The organism is Vibrio sp. Y58_MX_L22 (genome assembly GCF_024181865.1).
In the GTDB taxonomy this organism is placed as follows: domain Bacteria; phylum Pseudomonadota; class Gammaproteobacteria; order Enterobacterales; family Vibrionaceae; genus Vibrio; species Vibrio alginolyticus.
Map to the genome: position 1 here is coordinate 506396 of NZ_JAMZAN010000001.1, position 18594 is coordinate 524989.

At 44.2% G+C, this 18594-nt stretch carries 19 protein-coding genes; 9 read left to right on the forward strand and 10 right to left on the reverse strand.

The genetic code is table 11. The annotated features are described in order from the left end of the window. Positions 1-76: 76 nt before the first annotated feature. Positions 77-466: a DUF2750 domain-containing protein gene (locus tag NL626_RS02125; RefSeq protein WP_005378129.1), complete on the reverse strand. Its 390-nt coding sequence runs from the start codon at positions 464-466 to the stop codon at positions 77-79. 68 nt (positions 467-534) lie between these two features. Beyond that, entirely contained in the window at positions 535-1440 is a 906-nt protein-coding gene (locus tag NL626_RS02130) for a manganese-dependent inorganic pyrophosphatase (protein ID WP_017634678.1), read from the reverse strand. A 186-nt stretch (positions 1441-1626) separates the two neighbouring features. Between NL626_RS02130 and NL626_RS02135 the strand changes: the two genes are divergently transcribed. Further along, the gene (locus NL626_RS02135; RefSeq protein ID WP_025766868.1) at positions 1627-2841 is read left to right on the forward strand and encodes a putative manganese transporter; all 1215 of its coding nucleotides are present in this window, start codon (positions 1627-1629) and stop codon (positions 2839-2841) included. Positions 2842-2918: 77 nt separating this feature from the next. Here NL626_RS02135 and NL626_RS02140 read toward each other — a convergent pair whose 3' ends face one another. The 4 genes from NL626_RS02140 to torE form a co-directional block, all read right to left on the reverse strand. Then, a complete protein-coding gene (locus NL626_RS02140; protein WP_253656942.1) occupies positions 2919-4658 on the reverse strand; it encodes a glycoside hydrolase family 36 protein in 1740 nt (579 codons plus the stop codon). A gap of 198 nt (positions 4659-4856) precedes the next feature. Beyond that, the gene (gene torA, locus NL626_RS02145; protein ID WP_041156583.1) at positions 4857-7319 is read right to left on the reverse strand and encodes a trimethylamine-N-oxide reductase TorA; all 2463 of its coding nucleotides are present in this window, start codon (positions 7317-7319) and stop codon (positions 4857-4859) included. A gap of 26 nt (positions 7320-7345) precedes the next feature. Further along, positions 7346-8530 carry a pentaheme c-type cytochrome TorC gene (gene torC / locus NL626_RS02150; protein ID WP_005378139.1) on the reverse strand — a complete coding sequence of 395 codons (1185 nt, stop codon included), beginning with the start codon at positions 8528-8530 and terminating at the stop codon, positions 7346-7348. A 50-nt stretch (positions 8531-8580) separates the two neighbouring features. Further along, positions 8581-8760, reverse strand: a complete 180-nt coding sequence (torE, locus tag NL626_RS02155) for a trimethylamine N-oxide reductase system protein TorE (protein WP_005378141.1) — start codon at positions 8758-8760, stop codon at positions 8581-8583. A 462-nt stretch (positions 8761-9222) separates the two neighbouring features. Between torE and NL626_RS02160 the strand changes: the two genes are divergently transcribed. Both NL626_RS02160 and NL626_RS22925 read left to right on the forward strand, forming a co-directional pair. Then, positions 9223-10035 carry an ABC transporter permease gene (locus tag NL626_RS02160; RefSeq protein ID WP_017634681.1) on the forward strand — a complete coding sequence of 271 codons (813 nt, stop codon included), beginning with the start codon at positions 9223-9225 and terminating at the stop codon, positions 10033-10035. A gap of 366 nt (positions 10036-10401) precedes the next feature. After that, the gene (locus NL626_RS22925; RefSeq protein WP_254903806.1) at positions 10402-10527 is read left to right on the forward strand and encodes a hypothetical protein; all 126 of its coding nucleotides are present in this window, start codon (positions 10402-10404) and stop codon (positions 10525-10527) included. A gap of 85 nt (positions 10528-10612) precedes the next feature. Here the strand turns inward: NL626_RS22925 and focA are convergent, their stop codons facing one another. After that, complete coding sequence (gene focA, locus NL626_RS02165; RefSeq protein ID WP_253656943.1) at positions 10613-11473, reverse strand: formate transporter FocA; 861 nt, start codon at positions 11471-11473, stop codon at positions 10613-10615. A gap of 299 nt (positions 11474-11772) precedes the next feature. On the opposite strand from focA, the gene NL626_RS02170 reads away from it, so the two are divergent. Then, positions 11773-12006 carry a TIGR02647 family protein gene (locus NL626_RS02170; RefSeq protein WP_005387662.1) on the forward strand — a complete coding sequence of 78 codons (234 nt, stop codon included), beginning with the start codon at positions 11773-11775 and terminating at the stop codon, positions 12004-12006. Between the two features lie 43 nt (positions 12007-12049). Here the strand turns inward: NL626_RS02170 and NL626_RS02175 are convergent, their stop codons facing one another. Beyond that, complete coding sequence (locus NL626_RS02175) at positions 12050-12496, reverse strand: PACE efflux transporter (RefSeq protein WP_005378150.1); 447 nt, start codon at positions 12494-12496, stop codon at positions 12050-12052. 89 nt (positions 12497-12585) lie between these two features. On the opposite strand from NL626_RS02175, the gene NL626_RS02180 reads away from it, so the two are divergent. Genes NL626_RS02180 through NL626_RS02190 form a run of 3 tightly spaced genes read left to right on the forward strand, consistent with a single transcriptional unit; the run spans position 12586 to position 14945 of the window. Then, positions 12586-13464 (forward strand): LysR family transcriptional regulator, encoded by an 879-nt coding sequence (locus NL626_RS02180; RefSeq protein ID WP_005378151.1) that lies wholly within the window; start codon positions 12586-12588, stop codon positions 13462-13464. 18 nt (positions 13465-13482) lie between these two features. Then, complete coding sequence (locus NL626_RS02185; protein ID WP_017634682.1) at positions 13483-14310, forward strand: NAD-dependent epimerase/dehydratase family protein; 828 nt, start codon at positions 13483-13485, stop codon at positions 14308-14310. Then, positions 14307-14945, forward strand: coding sequence for a YdcF family protein (locus tag NL626_RS02190; protein WP_253656944.1), 639 nt, complete (start codon positions 14307-14309; stop codon positions 14943-14945). Before NL626_RS02185 ends, NL626_RS02190 begins: the two co-directional genes overlap by 4 nt. 60 nt (positions 14946-15005) lie before the next feature. On the opposite strand, the gene NL626_RS02195 is transcribed toward NL626_RS02190, so the two are convergent. Continuing rightward, positions 15006-15584, reverse strand: coding sequence for a thymidine kinase (locus NL626_RS02195; RefSeq protein WP_042522050.1), 579 nt, complete (start codon positions 15582-15584; stop codon positions 15006-15008). A gap of 87 nt (positions 15585-15671) precedes the next feature. Then, entirely contained in the window at positions 15672-17054 is a 1383-nt protein-coding gene (gene cysS / locus NL626_RS02200; RefSeq protein ID WP_167415125.1) for a cysteine--tRNA ligase, read from the reverse strand. 202 nt (positions 17055-17256) lie between these two features. Here cysS and NL626_RS02205 point away from each other — a divergent pair, with 202 nt between their 5' ends. Next, complete coding sequence (locus tag NL626_RS02205; protein ID WP_005378156.1) at positions 17257-17751, forward strand: peptidylprolyl isomerase; 495 nt, start codon at positions 17257-17259, stop codon at positions 17749-17751. 60 nt (positions 17752-17811) lie between these two features. Further along, positions 17812-18549 (forward strand): UDP-2,3-diacylglucosamine diphosphatase, encoded by a 738-nt coding sequence (gene lpxH, locus NL626_RS02210; protein ID WP_005389817.1) that lies wholly within the window; start codon positions 17812-17814, stop codon positions 18547-18549. The last annotated feature ends 45 nt before the right edge of the window (positions 18550-18594 follow it).

Sequence of the window (18594 nt, forward strand, 5' to 3'; positions counted from 1 at the left end):
AAAGATGTAATCGTGCAAATGTAAAGAAGCCTGCTTTAACGCAGGCTTCTTTATTGCATGGGTACTAATCAAAAAACTAACGGCGGCTCGCTTGTTTGCGCAGTTCAAAATCAAACTCGTCAGGAAACAATACGACCCCTTCTTCATTTTGATTTGGGAATACAACAATCGATAGCTCGTCATCCTCTAGACCAGAGGTCCAACGGCTGTGCCACTTGTTTAAAGAGATCGCCTCAGGCTCGCAATCTTCCCAATCACCATTCGCCCATTGCAAAGCGAACTCTTCGTTTGGCCATACTGGTACACAATCATCATCTTCTGTATTTAACATGACACAGCCATGTTCGTCTTTCAGAATCCAAACCTTACGATTCGCCACAATCTCTTTTACGCAGTACTTTAAACGTTGCTCTTCGTTGTAGCGATTAATGGTATCCATCTGCTCTTGGGTCAGTTGCTCAGACATATTCGTCTCCTATTTCCCATAGAAAAATGCCCGCAGCTAGGCGGGCATTTAAAGTATATGCTAGAAAATTAAGCTAGCTCAGTTTGAAGCCAAGGCCAACCTTGCTTCTTACGGCTTAGCGTGTTTTCCATCATTAGCATGCCGTCTTTTTCGTGCTTAACAAGCTTCTCAGCCCACTCACCTTTGTATAGAAGACGAGTTTGAGCAGTCGTGATGTCTGTTAGCATTACAGCAGCGAACGCTAGGTTATCTTTCTCACAACGAGATTCTAGGTCTGCTTCTAGTGCTTCGATCATACCGTCAACTTGCTCAAGAGTTGCAAGTTCAACCTGACCAACCACTACGTCACGACCGTTGAATGGGTAACCTTTAAGGTCTTTCTCAACAAGCTCAGCCGCTGATAGACCTTCGATGTTTGTTTTAGCAATTAGAAGATCTTTAGTGAACGCGTCAACATCTTGTACGTCTGCGATTGCCGCTAGTTCAGCAACGGCATCTTTGTCTTTTTGTGTACAAGTTGGAGAAGCAAAACCTACTGTGTCAGATAGAATTGCTGACATCATTAGCTTAGCAATTTGTGGAGTAATCGCGTGACCTTCAATCTTGAACATGTTGAATAGAACAGTGTTGGTACAACCAACAGGCCAGATCCATGCTTCCATTGGGTTTACTGTCATCACGTCACCTAGACGGTGGTGGTCAACAATACCCGCAATTTCAGCTTCTGCGATATCGTCTGGTGCTTGTGCTAGATCTGAGTAATCTACTAGCCAAACGGTCTCACCCGCAACTGATGTGCGAAGCTCAGGAACTTCAGCGCCAGCAACTTCTAGGATGTGCTGAGTTTCACGGTTGATTTCGCCTTGGCGAATTGGCATAGCTTCAACGCCACGCGCTTTTAGAAGTTCAGTTGCAACGAGTGCACTACAAATACTGTCACTGTCTGGGTTCTTATGACCTACAACTAGAATCATGTTTCTTCCTATTCAAGTCAATTTTATACGCCGCCTAATACAGTTAATTAGGGCGTGTTTGCTCACAAAGGCCGATACTTTACCTGATTTCAGAGAGTTTGACACGAAGAAAAGTTCACAATGCTATTGCGAATAAATCTCATTTACATATAATGATAATTATTCCTATTTGCATTTGAGTAAACGATGAACGCGACCCAATTATTACACTCTGCACAACAGTTGTTTCAGCCTACTCAGTTTCGTTTAGCTTATAAGCGATTGCTGATCCCTATCGTCATGCTCATTTTGCTAGGCAATGAAAATACACGTGACGTAGCCGTACAGACGCTATCCGACTCATTCTGGGCAGTGTCATGCTATGTTGCTGCCACATTGGCTATTTATCATTATCTTTCAAACTTTATGTCGAAAACCAATCGAATTACCGAGCTCTACCATCGCTCGCGTAATCATCAGGTTTTCTTTGCTTCTTTATTGGGTGCTTTGCCTGGCTGTGGTGGCGCTATTGTTGTGACAACGCAATTTATTAGTGGCCGAGTGGGATTTGGTGCGATTGTCGCGGTACTTACTTCAACAATGGGTGACGCTGCCTTTTTACTTCTGGCCGCCAAACCAAGTGTTGGATTAGGCGTGGTTGGATTAGGCATTATCGTGGGTACTCTTTCAGGGTTAGTCGTTAATGCTTTTCATGCTGATAACTTTCTGCGACCAGAACCAAAAGAAGCACCTCAGACACATGCTTGTTGCCAACACCAGACAGACCGACACACGCCTCTTGAACAACGTGCAATCAATCTACAAGGCGCATTTTGGAAATGGCTTATTGTGCCTGCTAGTGTCGTTGCTGTGTTAATGTCTTTCCAAATAGATATTAATCAGTTGCTATCTTTGAAAGCCAACACCATTGAATGGCTGGGCGCTATCTTCGCGGTGATCACAATGTCGTTGTGGGCTATGACAAAAGAGCTCGGCGATTATCAGTCAACGGTCTCTGAAGATGAAAAAATTGTGGACTCGCATCCAATTCAAAAAGCGGCTCAAGACACAAACTTCGTCAGTGCTTGGGTGATCGTCGCTTTTCTGGCGTTTGAACTGACGACCTATTTTTCTGGAATCGACCTCGTAGAAACCTTTTCTCATTGGGGGATATGGATGCCATTAGCTGGCTTAGCCATTGGTATGCTACCTGGTTGTGGTCCGCAAATTTTAGTCACTAGCCTGTACATCTCTGGTGCAGCGCCACTTTCGGCGCAATTGGCAAATGCGATTTCCAATGATGGTGACGCCCTATTCCCCGCCATTGCTATGGCACCGAAAGCTGCTTTGGTCGCGACAATTTATTCGTCCATTCCTGCGTTTATTGTTGGATACGGGTATTACTTTTTATTCGAGTTCTAACGCCCAGAGCATCAAAACGAGAAAGGAGCCGCAATAAGCTCCTTTCTTGTTCTTAGTATTGGGCGATTTACTTCACGTTATGCTGTAACGATCGCTTTCGCATTGAGCCCTTTATCAACGCTCACCATTAACAACTGGCAAGGTTCTTGGTTTAGCTTTTCCCCTGTCCAGTAATCATACCAGTCCACCGGTTGATCAGACGTCAGCGTAAATTCCATCGCTCCGTAACTCGCATAATTAAACAAACAATGGAGGTCATTCTTCGTCGTTAGTTTTAAAAACGCGTGATTTAAACTCAAAGCGGTAAACTTTGCAGATTGTTGGTTACGTTGTTGACGTAACATGAGCTTAGACAATGTCTTCTTCGCAAACGGCGTAATCTCAGGGAGCGGGTCACCAGACAGCAGCAAACCACCACTAGCTAATAACACCGTGCGATGAAATTCATACTCTTCTCTGGATGCGGCTTGATTAGCTAATGAAGTGAATGTCGCGCAATCCGGGTCAATTTGCCACAGTTTTCGGTGCTGCCAACTACGGTAAAAGGTTTCTTTGGCTATCTGTTCGAATCGACGACTATGACGCTCTACATCGTCAGAAACACGCATTGCATCCACAAGTCCCAGAGATGGCCACATTGGCGCGTTGCAACCTAAAAGCCACGCATCACCAGCGCCTTTAGCAATCGCTTCCATTCCTAAGCGATACGCCTCAACGCCTGTAATACCAGATTGTTTGCGAACACCTTTTAAGGTTCCCCAATAGTTAGCGTCTAGCTTGAACAACTCAACGCCCCACTCTTGTCTCATGACAGAGACCACATGCGTCAAATGGTCTTGTACTTCTGGGGTTGAGGTATCGAGTATGTACCAAGGCGCGCATCGCCAACCACCGTATGTGACATCTTCTGCTTTAAGTAAGCCACCATCCTTGTGGCGAACAAACCAATCTGGATGCTGTTTGAAGATCTCCGACTCAGGCTGTGCAATGAAAGGCGCCATCCAAATTGCCGGCTTTTTTCCTTTTGCACGGATGTTATGAATGAGCTCTTTTACGCCACCAGAAAACTTATCTGATGGGGTTAACCAATCGCCCATAAAGGCTTGATAGCCATCATCCAGAAGTACCCACTCTAGGTCTTCGAGCTTATCTTTCATACAATCTACGTTCTGCATGATGTTTTGCTCTGTCACGTCTGCGTAGTACGCGTACCACGAACACCAACCAACAGGCGCATCTTGTGTCACACCTTGGCGAACAGGATGATGCTCTGCAATCATCTCGCCATAGGTTTGATAAAGCTCGGACAGCGATTGACCACAGAGTACCGCCACGGATTCAAGTTGATTACTTTCCCAATCCGCCACTTGAGTCAACTCACCATCAATTGCGGCTGATAAAACCCAATGCCCATCACGCAGCACAACATCAAAATAGCCTGCAAAGCGATGACATGATGTGAAGCCAAATAATGTGTAGCCCGCTGAACCTTCCACTACTAAATAGTTGTAATAACGCTTAGGGGCATCTTTAGGGTAGATTCGATAAGAAGTATTATTGTCTGGGCAGCGACCAATATCAACGGGGTGATTGATCGTTCCCGCCGTTTGCGCCAACATTTGAAAACCATCCCCAATTACGTTGGCCTCGTGCTCGTACAAAAACGGCATTTCGAGCAACACTTCACGGTCGGTAAAGGTTTTATTGTGAAGACCAGCAAAAGAAAAATGTAATTGATTACCCTCGACTTCAACTTGGAAGTCATTGTTATTCACAGTGATCTCAGTGTGATTTGCCAATTGAATGCTCTGAGCCATAAAGAGTCTACTCACTTAATTATTATTGTTTAGCTTGGCGCATTATCTCCTGCTTGTCTTACCCAATTCGTTACCATCATCACGAATACCAGTCTCGTTTAACGTTATGAAGTTACTATTGAGACAACGCTCACTGAAATTTTGATAAAAAAATACCAGCTCTGTGGCTGGTATTTCGATTTATGCAAACTGCACTAATTAAGCAACTTCGATCGGACCACCAAATGAAGTGACTGGCGGCACTTTACCTGTGAACTTCTCGAAGTCTACGATACATGTGTTCGCAGAAGTCGCCTGTGCAAGCTCAGAAGAACCGATGTCTTGCGTTAGCGTGTTAGGATCACCGTAGGTACAGATTGCTCCTTCTTTCTCGTTTAGAGGACCGTACCATGCACCTTCTTCGATACGAATAACGCCACGTGGGTAGCTGTCAGTCAAAACAGCACCAGCTAATAGCTGACCACGACCGTTGAATACACGTACCAAATCACCATCTTTGATGCCTTTTGCTTTGGCATCCGCTGGGTTGATGTAAACCGGCTCACGACCTTGTACCGCGTAAGTCGCGCGGAACTCTTCAGACTCACACATTTGAGAGTGCAGACGCTTATCAGGGTGGCAAGACTGCAACCAGAATGGGTATTTATCTGAACCAGGACCACCGTGTGAACGCTCTGATTTTTCGAACCACATTGGGTGCTCTTGACAGTGTTCGTAACCGTAACGGCCGATCTTACGAGACGTGATCTCGATGAAGCCAGACGGCGTACCTAGTGGATTCAGCTCAGGGTCTTTACGGAAGTCCGCATGACGAACCCAAGGTTTACCTTCACCGAAGTCTAGTACGCTCTTCTCCCAGAACTCGTTGAATTCTGGCATTTCAAACTTACCTTCGTTCGCTTTTTTACAATCGTTGTAAAGGCTTTCGATCCATTCCATCTCACTCATACCACGAGTGTATTCTTCGCGGCGACCAAAACGCTGAGTGAGTTCACTCATGATTTGGAAATCAGGCTTAGATTGGAACAATGGATCAACGAGGCGATGCATCGCAATCAGACCTTTGTTCGAGTATGAACCGTATACGTCGATGTCGTTACGTTCCCATTGCGTACACGCCGGTAGAACGATATCTGAGAAACGACATGTCGCAGTCCAAGCAAACTCGATCGTTACAACCGTTTGAAGTTTGCGGAACGCTTTCTTCATGCGGTTACGATCTTGATGGTGGTGCCATGGGTTACAACCCGAGATCACCATCATCTTGAAGTCTGGCAGTTTCACTTTACCGCCGTTGTAGTTGATCTCTTTGCCTGGCTCAAGCAGACAGTCGATCCAACGTGCAACTGGGATAGTACGGCTGTAACCGTTAAAGTCGTTGTTGTCCCACTTCGGCTTCATACCTTGGTCAAGGTTGCGAGGGAAACCACCAGGGCCCGCGAAACCAGTTGAAGGTACACCGATACTTGAGTAGTGGTGACCGTAAGAGATACCACCGCCAGGTAGACCGATTTGACCAACCATTGCAGCAACCACAGCCGCTGCCCAGTATGGCTGCTCACCGTGCTCTTGACGCTGGATACACCAACCCATCAGGATCTGTGTACGACCACTTACTAGCATACGCGCGAATTCGCGAATCTTGTCCGCTTTCACGCCACAGATAGCCGCAGCCCACTCTGGTGTTTTCTCTACTTTATCTTTTGTCTTACCTTGAACGTATTGAATGAACTCTTCAAAGCCTAGACAGTAAGTATCAATGAACTTCTTATCGTACAAATCTTCGTTGTACAGCACGTGCGCCACAGCAAGCATGAATGCTACGTCTGTCAGCGGGTTGATGTACAAGTGATCGTTCTCTAAGTAGCGCTGAGTCTTGTTCTTCACTGGGTCTACAGATAGAACGTTGATCTCACCTTTCGCTACTTTTTCTTTTAGTTGTGCTAGGTACTTGAACGACTCATGCGTTTCACAGTTCCAACCTACTTGAAGGTTTTTCACTGGGTCGTTAGCCCAGAGAACGATGTTGTCAGAGTTCTCTAGGATTTCAGACCAAGACGTACCTTGTGCGTAAACTTCGGTTGAACCAAGTACGTAAGGCATAATGGTTTGACCTGCACCCGTCGAGTAGTCACCTACTTTCGTGATGAAGTTGCCGTGCATACCTACTGCACGTTGCATGTGCGCGGTACAGTTGTTGAATGAACCTGTTTGGTTCCAACCCGTTTGACCTGCGTGTAGCGCCCATGGACCGTAGTCTTTTTGAATACGTTCTAGTTCGCGGTAGAACAAGTCTAGCGCTTCATCCCAAGTTACTCGAATGAAACGGTTGTTACCGCGCGTATCTGCGCTGTATTTATGTTTCTTCAACCAATCTAGACGAACCATTGGGTAACGCACACGTGAAGGGCTGTAAATAATGCCCTTGATACCGTTCAACATTTCTGTTGGGTTTTTGTCTAGCTCTAGCGGCTTGATCTCTTGAACTTTACCCGCGTAGATGTGGGCGCGGAACGCGCCCCAGTGAGAACCGGTTACTTTCCAAGTACCTGTCGTCTCAACGGCATTTGCAGAGGCGGACGCCAATAAGCTAGGACCAATTACTGACGCTGCACTTGTGGTTGCTACACCTTTAAGAAAACTTCTTCGTGTAATAGCCATTTAAAATTACTCCAATCCGACGCTTATTAGTGGTGACCTTCAGCATAATCTGAAGAGTGTTTCTGTAGATACTTCAAGATCAGTGCTTCACTGTCTGTATCTAGGTTAACGAACGCCAACATACCGTCGAACATACCTGGCCAGGTGTTCGCGTCGAAGTGCGCTTCCGCAGGTTGAGTGTGACATACAGAACAATTGGTCTTGTAGGCTTCACGAGATTTTTCCCAAACAGGATTGATGTCGTTCAGCATAGACTCTTTCTTAATCCATACTTTCGCCGCTACTTTTTCCCAAGGAAGGCCTGTTAGCTCATCCACTTTTTTCTCACCAGTCGTCACAATGTTGCTGTCTGTTGCTGCTTCTTTCATCAGAGACGCAGTCGCAATGTTCTTACCGAAGTCTTCTTGAATTACACGACCAAAACCTTTTGCTTTGCGCCAACCGTCAATTTCGATCTCAACAAACTCGCCTTTGTCTTCAAGAACTTTAACGGTCGATGCAGGATTAAGAAGACCAGCTTCTTTACTGCCTTGCGCATCAAAGTAAATTGGTAGGTGACGAACGCTCACGAGTTGCTGACCAACGCCGTAATCCGTGTTAGAAGTCATACCCTCTAGATCACCCACGATACCGCCAATGCTGTCCATGCCTGCTGGTAGGTTGTGCGCAATACCCTTGTGACAGTCAACACAGCTTTGATCTTTCTCAGCGGCTTGCTTCATTTGGATACGAGCCGTAGGAGACATTTGCTCGAAATCCATCGATTCATAGTTGTGACAGTTTTTACACTCCAGAGATTTGTTTGCCGAGAAACGATCCCATTCGTGTTTAGCAAGTTCGATACGACGCTCTTCGAACACACCCGGTTCGTCGTAGTTGCCAAATACTTGTGCAAATACTTCTTTAGAAGCTTGCATCTTACGAGCGATCTTATCTGTCCAGTTATGTGGAACGTGACAATCAGGACAGGTAGCACGAACACCAGAGTGGTTTTTCCAGTGCACCGTTTCTTGTAGCTCAACGTACACGTTGTCACGCATTGTGTGACAACTAATACAGAATTCTTCTGTGTTGGTTGCTTCTAGAGCGGTGTTAAAGCCACCCCAAAAGATAACACCAGCAATAAAGCCGCCCATAGTCAGCACACCTAGGCTGATATGTACAGCTGGGCGCGTCATGGTACGCCACAGTTTAATGATTAATGATTTCATTATTTGCTCTCTTAAAATCTTTTCAAAAGTGTGGTTATGAGCTCACTGGCTTACATGCCGTGCGCGCCTGGAGGTCCAAAGAAGAAGACTTGCAACATCCAAACGATGAACCCGTAGCCGCCAACAAAGGCCACACTCAGAATTGGGAAGAGAACAACTGCAATGAAGAGGAACGACTTCCACTCCAGGGAGCGTTTTTCACCACTCTCAATTTTATTAACATCACTCATACATTTGCCTATTTTGTATCTAGTGTTATTGAAAAGCCCGCGTAACCAAGCTTAAGTTTTTTACAATCTCTAATGGAAAATGTTAGACCATACTAATAGTAGGGTTCAATCAAATAAGCGACCTCAGACCTTGTAATTCAACACTTTTTTGAGCTCATCCAGAGATATGATGGATTGATGTTATTTATTAAAAAACATGAACAGATGTGACAAAATAAGTCTTTTAAGGAGTTGTTAAATAACCAACATTTAAGAAACATCGATCACATTTAAATCGTAATTACCATGCCATAAATCGACTTAAAAACTCCGAAAAAGATACCCACTTGTAAACAGAATGCTGCGTATTAATGTCTAAAATAGCACTCAAGGTTTACTTTAAGAACAGCAAAAAGTGCACATAGTGGTTCATATAAAGGGGAGGCTTAGATACAATTATTCGCGTATTTTCAAGGAGCGATTATGGATAACGTGGTGGATATAAGCTGGGTCAAACTGGCACTGTTTGGTTTGATTTTATTGGTCCCCTTCTTTATCAATGCCCGCTACAAATTAGGGATAGCAAAAGACACCATAATCAGTGTTATCCGAATGACACTTCAGCTCATATTGATTGGCGTGTATTTAGAATATCTTTTTCAATTAAACAGCTTACTTGTCAATATACTTTGGCTTGCCATCATGCTACTGATTGGTGCCAGCTCAATTGCGGGAAAAGCTCACTTACCTAAAAAGCCACTTATGCTTCCGCTACTAACGGGCCTTACCTGTGGTCTAATACCACTTCTGATAGCAATTACAGCAGGCTTAGTGCAACCATCCCCTATTTACAATGCGCAGTACATGATCCCACTTGCTGGTATGTTATTGGGTAACAGCTTGAGTAGTAATATCATCGCTCTTCAGAATTTGTTTACGGCTTTTGAGCAGAGACAAGCAGAATATGAGGCTGCAATCTCACTTGGAGCCTCTCCTCGCTACGCATCCTTCCCCTTCATTCAAGAGGCTCTTAGAAAGTCCCTTGCCCCGACTTTAGCTTCTATGGCCACTACAGGGCTGGTTACCTTACCGGGTATGATGACCGGTCAAATTCTAGGTGGCGCGAGCCCGATGGTTGCGATTAAATACCAGTTAGTAATTATGCTGGCTATTTTCGTTATGTTGAGTGCCTCCGTAACCATAACGTTAGAAATGACATTGCGCTGGGTACAAACCAAAGAAGGCCGAATCAAGATAAAAATCGAGCAACCCGAATCGACCAAAACTCACGGTTAGTTGGCGCTTGTGGGTAAAGCCCGTTAAACAACTTATGTTGCCAAGTCGAACGTACTTATAACTGAATAACTCAACTATTCTTCGAGCACTCATCAAGACGCTTTCAGATGAAAAGTCAGGCAGAATTCTTTTTGATATAAGCCTCTAATTTTATGAAATTTTCTTTGCAAGTTTAGATACGCACGATCTTTGATACAGGTTATCCACAGAAAATGTGGATAAGCCCCCAAAACCCATACGCAACCAGAAACATAGCAACATAAGTGATCAATCGAATCTTCATGCATTGATCACGTGACTGACATGTTCTAATTTTAAAGTAAAGGCAGTGACCACAAACTTGGAGAGACGTACATGGATGTCTTAATGATCAAAGAAAATTACGATGAACTCCTGTCCGATGCACCTCTGGATTGGCTCGTTCAAGAACCAAAGGAAGTAACTTCTCATTGGCTCCCAACCGATTTTGGCATCAACGAAGAGTTGATTTAGCATGACTCGACTTATTTGACACTTGCAGAGACAAGTAAAAAGAAAGGCGAACCATCTGGTTCGCCTTTCTTGTGATCTTCTAAACTTATCGCAAATGGTTATCTTCATCGCGTAGATAAATCATCCAATACCACATGCCAACAAATACGCCACCACCAATAATGTTTCCTATCGTAACAGGAATTAGGTTGTTTACGATGAACCCCATCATGTTTAAGTCCGCGTAGTTTGCAATATCTGCCCCTGTAATTTGCCAAAACGCTTCTGGCGCAAAGTACTTAATACCAATCGCCATAGGTACTTGGAACATGTTCGCAATACAGTGCTCAAAACCTGCCGACACGAACATAGCCACAGGCAAAATCATGACCGCTATTTTATCTGTCAATGTTCGCCCACTAAACGTCATCCAAACTGCAATACAAACTAATACGTTACACATGATGCCAAGCGCAACAGCGGCAAAGAAACCATGATGTAATTTGTGTTGGGAGATCGCCATCGCGTTAAGACCAACTTGGCCATGATCAAACATATATTGCTTGGTAACTAGCATACAGGCCACGAGCAAAATGGCCCCAACCATATTGCCAAAGTAAACCACCAACCAGTTTTTGATAAGTGCTTGCCAAGAGATTTTTCCACTCGCACGCGCAACTAGTGTTAGCACAGAGCTAGTGAAAAGCTCGCCGCCAGTAACCACCACCAAAATCAAACCAAGGCTAAATGCCAGACCACCAATGAGTCGTGTAATGCCCCAAGGCAGCTCGCCTGCGCCTGTCGTTACTGTGGTATAGAAGATGAAAGCAATACCAATATGAAGCCCCGCAGAAATGGCGAGCAGAAAAGATTTGATTGGAGCTTTCGTTGCTTTGCCTACCCCCACTTCAGCCGCGCGTTCCGCAGCTTGTGGCGGTAATAGTGAGTCAAACTGATTAAAGTTCATTCTGGTGTAACATTTAGAAACATTTAAAGAGGCGCGGATAATCGCTCTATTTCCCTATTTTTTCAAGTGCTATTTGGCGTGTTTACTAAAATCGTTGTTATTGGGAGATCAAGCAATAAATAGCGCCTATCATTCGCTACCGTAAGTATCATTGATACTTAACAAGTATTCGGCCTTTCGAACAAAGATCCTGCGTTATATCAGCCTGATAGCGCCATACTTAACACTTCTTGTCGTTGAATGTTGCCCAACGCTACTTTTCAGACTAGCTTGGTAAAAAAAGCGCAAAGGAATCATTTATGAAATATTCAGCTGAACATATCGCCGAATTGAATCTACTTCTTCAGTTCGACCTAAGTAGTGCTGCAACTGGTATTAAAGTTCATACAGACGCGTCAGAAGAAATGCAGGCAGCCGTTGCTCGTCTATATAAGAAGCAACTTTGTACACAGCCTGACGGTGGTTATCTAACAGACGAAGGCATTGAAGTTGCAGAACATGCAGATAAGATTTTAAGAGTTTTGTCTGTGTAATTTGAACAAAAAACGCCACCGAACTCGGTGGCGTTTTTTAGTCCTATATTTTTCCTGTCGATGCCTGCGGCAATAATCGCTTTTTCATTTTGCTAAATGGTTGAACCTTGTCATACAACCAGTTAAAACCAGTAGCATAAAATAGGAAGAAAACGAGGAAGCCGGCTTCCAGCATCAGAGCTTGAAGAAGCGTAATTTCTAAGAACCAGGCAATCACAGGTAGAGAGATAAAGATCAATCCTCCCTCGAAACCAACAGTGTGTCCAAGCCGCATCGCTAAACTTCGCTCAGCTCGATTGCCACCAAACCACTTATCAAAGTACAAGTTGTAGATGTAGTTCCATATCACGGTATACATACTCAACCCGACCCCAACTAACGCGAGATCACTAGAGCCCTTTCCAGTGATCAATGAAGCCGCTGGTACAATAATCGCGAGTGCGATTAACTCAAAAAGTACTGCATGAAAAATTCGTTCGTTACGAGTCATATTTCTCTATCCAAATAGTTCTACTCAATGCTTAGAATTTTATCTATTATTTAGATAATCAAAAGTTATATACCATCGGTTTAAGCGATATGTTTACCATCGAACAACTGCAAGCTTTCATTGCTACATCAGAAGCAGGATCATTTTCAGGAGCAGCTAGAAAACTGGGGCGAGCTCAATCTGTAGTGAGCCAGCACATCATGAATATGGAGATCGACTGTGGCGTTGAGCTTTTCGATCGATCAGGCAGGTACCCTAAATTAACTGAGAATGGCCTCGCTCTCGTACCCTATGCACAAGCAACAATCAGCCAACTCGACCGCCTAAACAATAGGGCATCGCAGCTCTTTTCCACGCCAACGAACAAATTAGTCTTAGCTATTGATGAAGGGATTCCTCTGACTCGCTTGCCGGATGTGCTAAAGAAGTTAGAGCAACGCTTTCCACACTTACAAGTTGAATGCTTAACGGCATCAAGCCCTGATATCATTGAATTGGTTAAGTCGGAACGCGCCACGACTGGGATTATTTTGAGTGATTTACAAATGCCAAGGCACATCGATTTCACCAATCTTGGCAATATTGCATTTGATGTCTATGTCTCTTCAACACATCCTTTAGCAAAGCAGCAAATCACTCACATTGATCAATTAAAACAACATCGTCAATTGGTCATACGATCCAAAAGTGCAGAGCCATGTGGCCTCAATCAAGCATTTAGCCCAGATATCTGGTACGCTGATAACTACTATATTTTGTTGGAATTGGCGAATAAAGGGTTTGGTTGGTGCTTTCTACCACAGCATTTAGTCGCGTATTCACCTAATACATTAAAAAAAGTTGGGGATGATTTCACAAAACTGGCTTGGCAAGTCAATGTTGACCTTATTCAGCACCAGAAATGGCATTCAGATCCCCTCCATCAACAAGCCAAAGCAGAACTGCTCAACCTATTCGGGCAGACATAAGTAAGTAGGAAGACCCAAATGGCAAATACATTGATCGTAGGTGCAGGCTGGCTCGGAACTCCGCTAGCAGAAACATTGATGAAAGATGGACACTATGTTGTTGTCACTCGTCGTAGCCAAACTCGATTAAAAGAGTTACCCACCTCATTAACTCACTCCGCATTGTTCGATTTCAATCAATTGAACGCCACAGCACGGCTAGATGAGCTGCTCAAACAGCATCAAATTACGCACGTTATCGGTGCTTTTCCTCCAGGATTTCGTAAAGGACGCGGTCAAGAATATGCACAGCAATGGCAAATACTTGCCAACGCAGCTAAGCAAAACAACGTTGAAAAACTTCTCATGATCAGCTCTACAACGGTTTACCCTAACCTTGCTTCCGATATGGAAGAAGCTGACGCGTCAATCTCTTTAGCAGCCGAAAGCCCTTATTTCTCTGACAATGCACGTATTATGCTTCAAGCAGAGCAGCATGTTATCGACTCGAATATTAGCTTTGTTATTCTACGTTGTAGCGGATTAATCGGGCCAGATAGACACCCATCTCGCTTTGCAGCAAGGCTTCAACAAGTTAGTCGTAAAGCACCAGCTAATATGCTTCATCAAGATGATGCTGTCTCGGCTGCGAAATTTGCCTTAGGCAATTTAAGCAACCAAGTCATTAATGTTACGACACCTCATACTGTCAGCAAGGCTGAGTTCTACCAAGCTGCCATAAACAAAATCGGAAGTGAGATACCTCTTCCACCCGTCACAGAGCAAGCTGACAAGCGTATTCTTGCTGACAAACTACTCTCACTTGGTTATCGATTTCACTTCAATTCAACTTTGGATGCGCTATGAGACTCTATAGACATATAGAAACGCTTTGGGATTACATGCAACTTAAACATGAACTGAAGCCTGCGGACTGTTTGTTTGTGATGTGCAGTAATGATGTGCGTGTAGCGGAGCACGCTGCCAAGCTCTACCACCAAAAGTTGGCACCTTTGATTGTATTTTCAGGGGGTGAAGGTCGCTTCACAGATGGACTGTTTGAAAAAAGCGAGGCAGAAACCTTTGCCGAGATTGCAAAGTTGTCGGGCGTTCCAAGCGAAGCAGTTTTGCTCGAGACTGAATCCTCAAACAGTGGAGAAAATGTTCGCTTTACTGAGCAACGATTAAAAGAGGAAGGAAAACAGTGTTCCTCGTTTATTCTGGTACAAAAACCGTTTATGGAGCGTAGAGCAATCGCGACATTTGAAAAACAGTGGCAGTCACCCTACACTCAGCTCCAAGTAAGCTCTGCGGCTCTTCCATTTTTTGAATACATTAATGAAGACATGCCATTAATGATGGTGCTAGAAGCACTAATGGAAGATTTCTCTCGCGTAAAAAGCTATCCAGAGAAAGGATTTCAAACCGAGCAGAACATCCCTCAGCAAGTCGAATCTTCTTACCAGGTTTTACTCGAGCGGTTTGGTTTTGACTTAGTCTAACTTTTTCTAACCGACAACAAAAAGCCACCAAGTTCGGTGGCTTTTCTGTATCAATACGGCTTATTTACCGAGCGCTTCTTTGTAATGTTGGCGGCATACGGAGACATACTTATCGTTACCGCCGATCGCAACTTGATCGCCTTCTTTAATTGCCACGCCGTGTTCATCGGTACGAATAACCATATTCGCTTTGCGGCCGCAATGGCAGATTGTTTTGAGCTCAACCAGCTTGTCTGCCCAAGATAATAGATACTTACTGCCTTCAAAAAGTTCGCCTAGAAAATCGGTGCGAAGGCCGTAACACAATACTGGAATATGCAACTTATCAACGACTTCAGTAAGTTGATAAACTTGTTCTTTCGACAAGAACTGACACTCATCAACAAGAATACAGTGACGTTTTTCAACCTCATTCAGATCTGCGATCTCTTGATACAAATTGGTATCCTGACGAAATAAATGTGCGTCAGATTGAAGACCAATACGAGAGCTCACTTTACCGACACCAAAACGATCATCTAGCGCAGCCGTAAAAATAACTGGCGTCATGCCGCGTTCTTGATAGTTGAAAGAGGATTGAAGAAGCGTTGTTGATTTACCCGCATTCATTGCTGAGTAATAGAAATACATCTGAGCCACAGAGCATTACCTAAAGTTAAAGTTTTAATTTATGGAAATGGAAAATAAAAGGGCTGAATTATCAGCCCTTTAAAAATGAAAATTCAATTACTTACGACGCCACGTTGTGCCTTCTGGACCATCTTCCAGAACAATGCCCATTTCGGTCAGCTTGTCACGAGCCATATCTGCATTCGCCCAATCTTTCGCAGCACGAGAGTCGTTACGCAGCTTGATCAGAGCTTCGATTTCAGCCACTTCATCATCGTTACCTGCATCACCTTTTAGGAAGGCTTCTGGATCTTGGTGAAGAATACCGATCACATCTGCTAGTTCACGCATTAGCGCACCTAGCTCGCTCGCTTTCTCTAGGTTTTCTGTCTTCAGACGGTTAACTTCGCGCGCCATGTCGAACAGAACTGAGTACGCTTCTGGTGTATTGAAGTCATCGTTCATCGCTGCTGTAAAGCGAGATACGTACTCTTCACCACCAGCAGGCGCCGCGTTTAGGTCTAAACCACGTAGAGATGTGTACAGGCGCTCAAGCGAAGCACGTGCTTGGTTTAGGTTATCTTCGCTGTAGTTTAACTGGCTACGGTAGTGACCAGACATAAGGAAGTAACGAACCGTTTCTGCATCGTAGTGACCAAGTACGTCACGGATAGTAAAGAAGTTGCCTAGAGACTTAGACATCTTCTCGCGATCTACCATCACCATGCCACTGTGCATCCAAGTATTTACGTACTTAGTGTCGTGTGCACAGCATGATTGCGCGATTTCGTTTTCGTGGTGTGGGAACTGAAGATCAGAACCGCCGCCGTGAATGTCGAAGTGGTTACCTAGGATTGAAGAGTTCATTGCTGAACACTCAATGTGCCAACCTGGACGACCAGGACCCCATGGTGACTCCCACGTTGGTTCACCCGGCTTAGACATCTTCCAAAGTACAAAGTCTAGAGGGCTGCGTTTTGCTGTTTCGATATCAACGCGCGCGCCAGCTTGAAGCTGATCAAGGTCTTGCTTAGAAAGCTTGCCGTATTCGTTGAACTTACCCACTTCAAACATTACGTCACCGTTATCTGCAACGTATGCAAAACCGCGCTCGATTAGCTTCTCAACCAACTCGATGATTTCAGCAATAAACTGTGTCGCACGAGGTTCAACGTCCGGACGTTTCATGTTCAGCGCATCAAAATCAGCGTGCATTTCACCAATCAACCGCTCAGTCAATGAATCGCAAGACTCACCATTTTCTGCGGCACGTTTGATGATCTTATCGTCGATATCTGTGATGTTACGTACAAACGTCAGATCGTAGCCCAAGTAGCGAAGGTAACGTGATACAACGTCAAAAGAGACGAAAGTACGACCGTGACCAATGTGACAGAGATCGTAGATGGTAACTCCACAGACATACATACCGACTTTGCCAGCTGTAATTGGTTTGAATTCCTCTTTCTGTCTTGTGAGTGTGTTATATATCTTTAACATGATCTCTATCTATGATTGTGAATGAATAAAAGAAGATGAGTATATCAACTCCAACCTAGTTAGGTAATAGCAATTAACCGATAAAACGATAATCGGCTAAACTTCAAGCACAAAACGAAGAATTTCCTCTTCCTGAGTTTTTAAAGCACTAGAACTTAGGCTAGAATCTCGGGCTCAACACAACACAGTAAAGGAAAGTAGCATGATCACCCTTCACACTAATTTTGGTGACATCAAGATTCAACTAAACGAAGAGAAAGCGCCAGAGACAAGCGCAAACTTCCTTCAGTACTGCCGCGACGGTTTCTACGACAACACGCTTTTCCACCGTGTTATTGACGGCTTCATGATCCAAGGTGGTGGTATGGAGTCTGGTCTACGTGAAAAAGCGACTCGTGCACCTATCAAGAACGAAGCAAACAACGGCCTAAGCAACAAAGTGGGTACACTTGCTATGGCACGTACTATGGAGCCGCATTCAGCAAGCTCTCAGTTCTTCATCAACGTAAACAACAACACATTCCTGGACTTCCGTAGCGAAAGCCTAGACGGTTGGGGTTACTGTGTGTTCGGTGAAGTAATCGAAGGCATGGACATCGTAAATAAGATCAAAGGCGTTAGCACTGGTTCTTACGGCATGCACCAAGACGTACCTCTAGAAGACGTAGTAATCACTGGTACAACAATTGAAGAGTAATTCTTAGGAATTATTTTTAAAAGATAAGTTAATGGGGAGGCATAGCTTCCCCTTATTTCTATGACGACATTATTTATTTCCGATCTTCACCTTACCCCATCACGTCCTGATATCACGGAATGTTTTGTGACGTTCATGCGAACAGAAGCAACAAAAGCTGATGCACTTTATGTACTCGGCGATCTGTTTGAGTTCTGGATTGGTGACGATGACAACACCCCTTTTGCAGACCAAATCCGTGCAGAATTTAAAGCACTGACGGATGCGGGTGTGCCAACTTTTTTCATCCAAGGCAATCGAGATTTTTTACTCGGCAAACGCTTTTGCAAAGAAACCGGTATGACATTACTCGACGATGTCTGCACGATTGATCTTTATGGTCAAAAAGCCGTAATCCTACATGGCGATACGCTCTGCATTGACGATGTGAAATACCAAGAGTTTAGAAAAACCGTTCACAAGCCATGGCTACAATGGTTGTTTAACCGTATTCCTTGGTTTATTAAGAAGAAAATTGTCTCAAAAGTTCAATCCGATATTCGTGATGATAAAATGAGCAAGTCATTAGATATCATGGACGTTAACCAAAATGAGGTCGAGAAAGTGATGTCTCAGAACTGCGTCAACTTAATGATTCATGGTCACACGCATCGCCCGAACACACATTTTTTTGACGTCGATGGCGTTAAAAAGACCCGAATTGTTTTAGGGGATTGGTATACGCAAGGCTCAGTTTTAAAAGTAAATTCTGATAGTTTTGACCTACAAACGAGACCGTTCATACAGAATTTGCGTTAAGCATGTAGAGCGTGTAGAAGATTCACGCTCAAGTCGTAGATATTT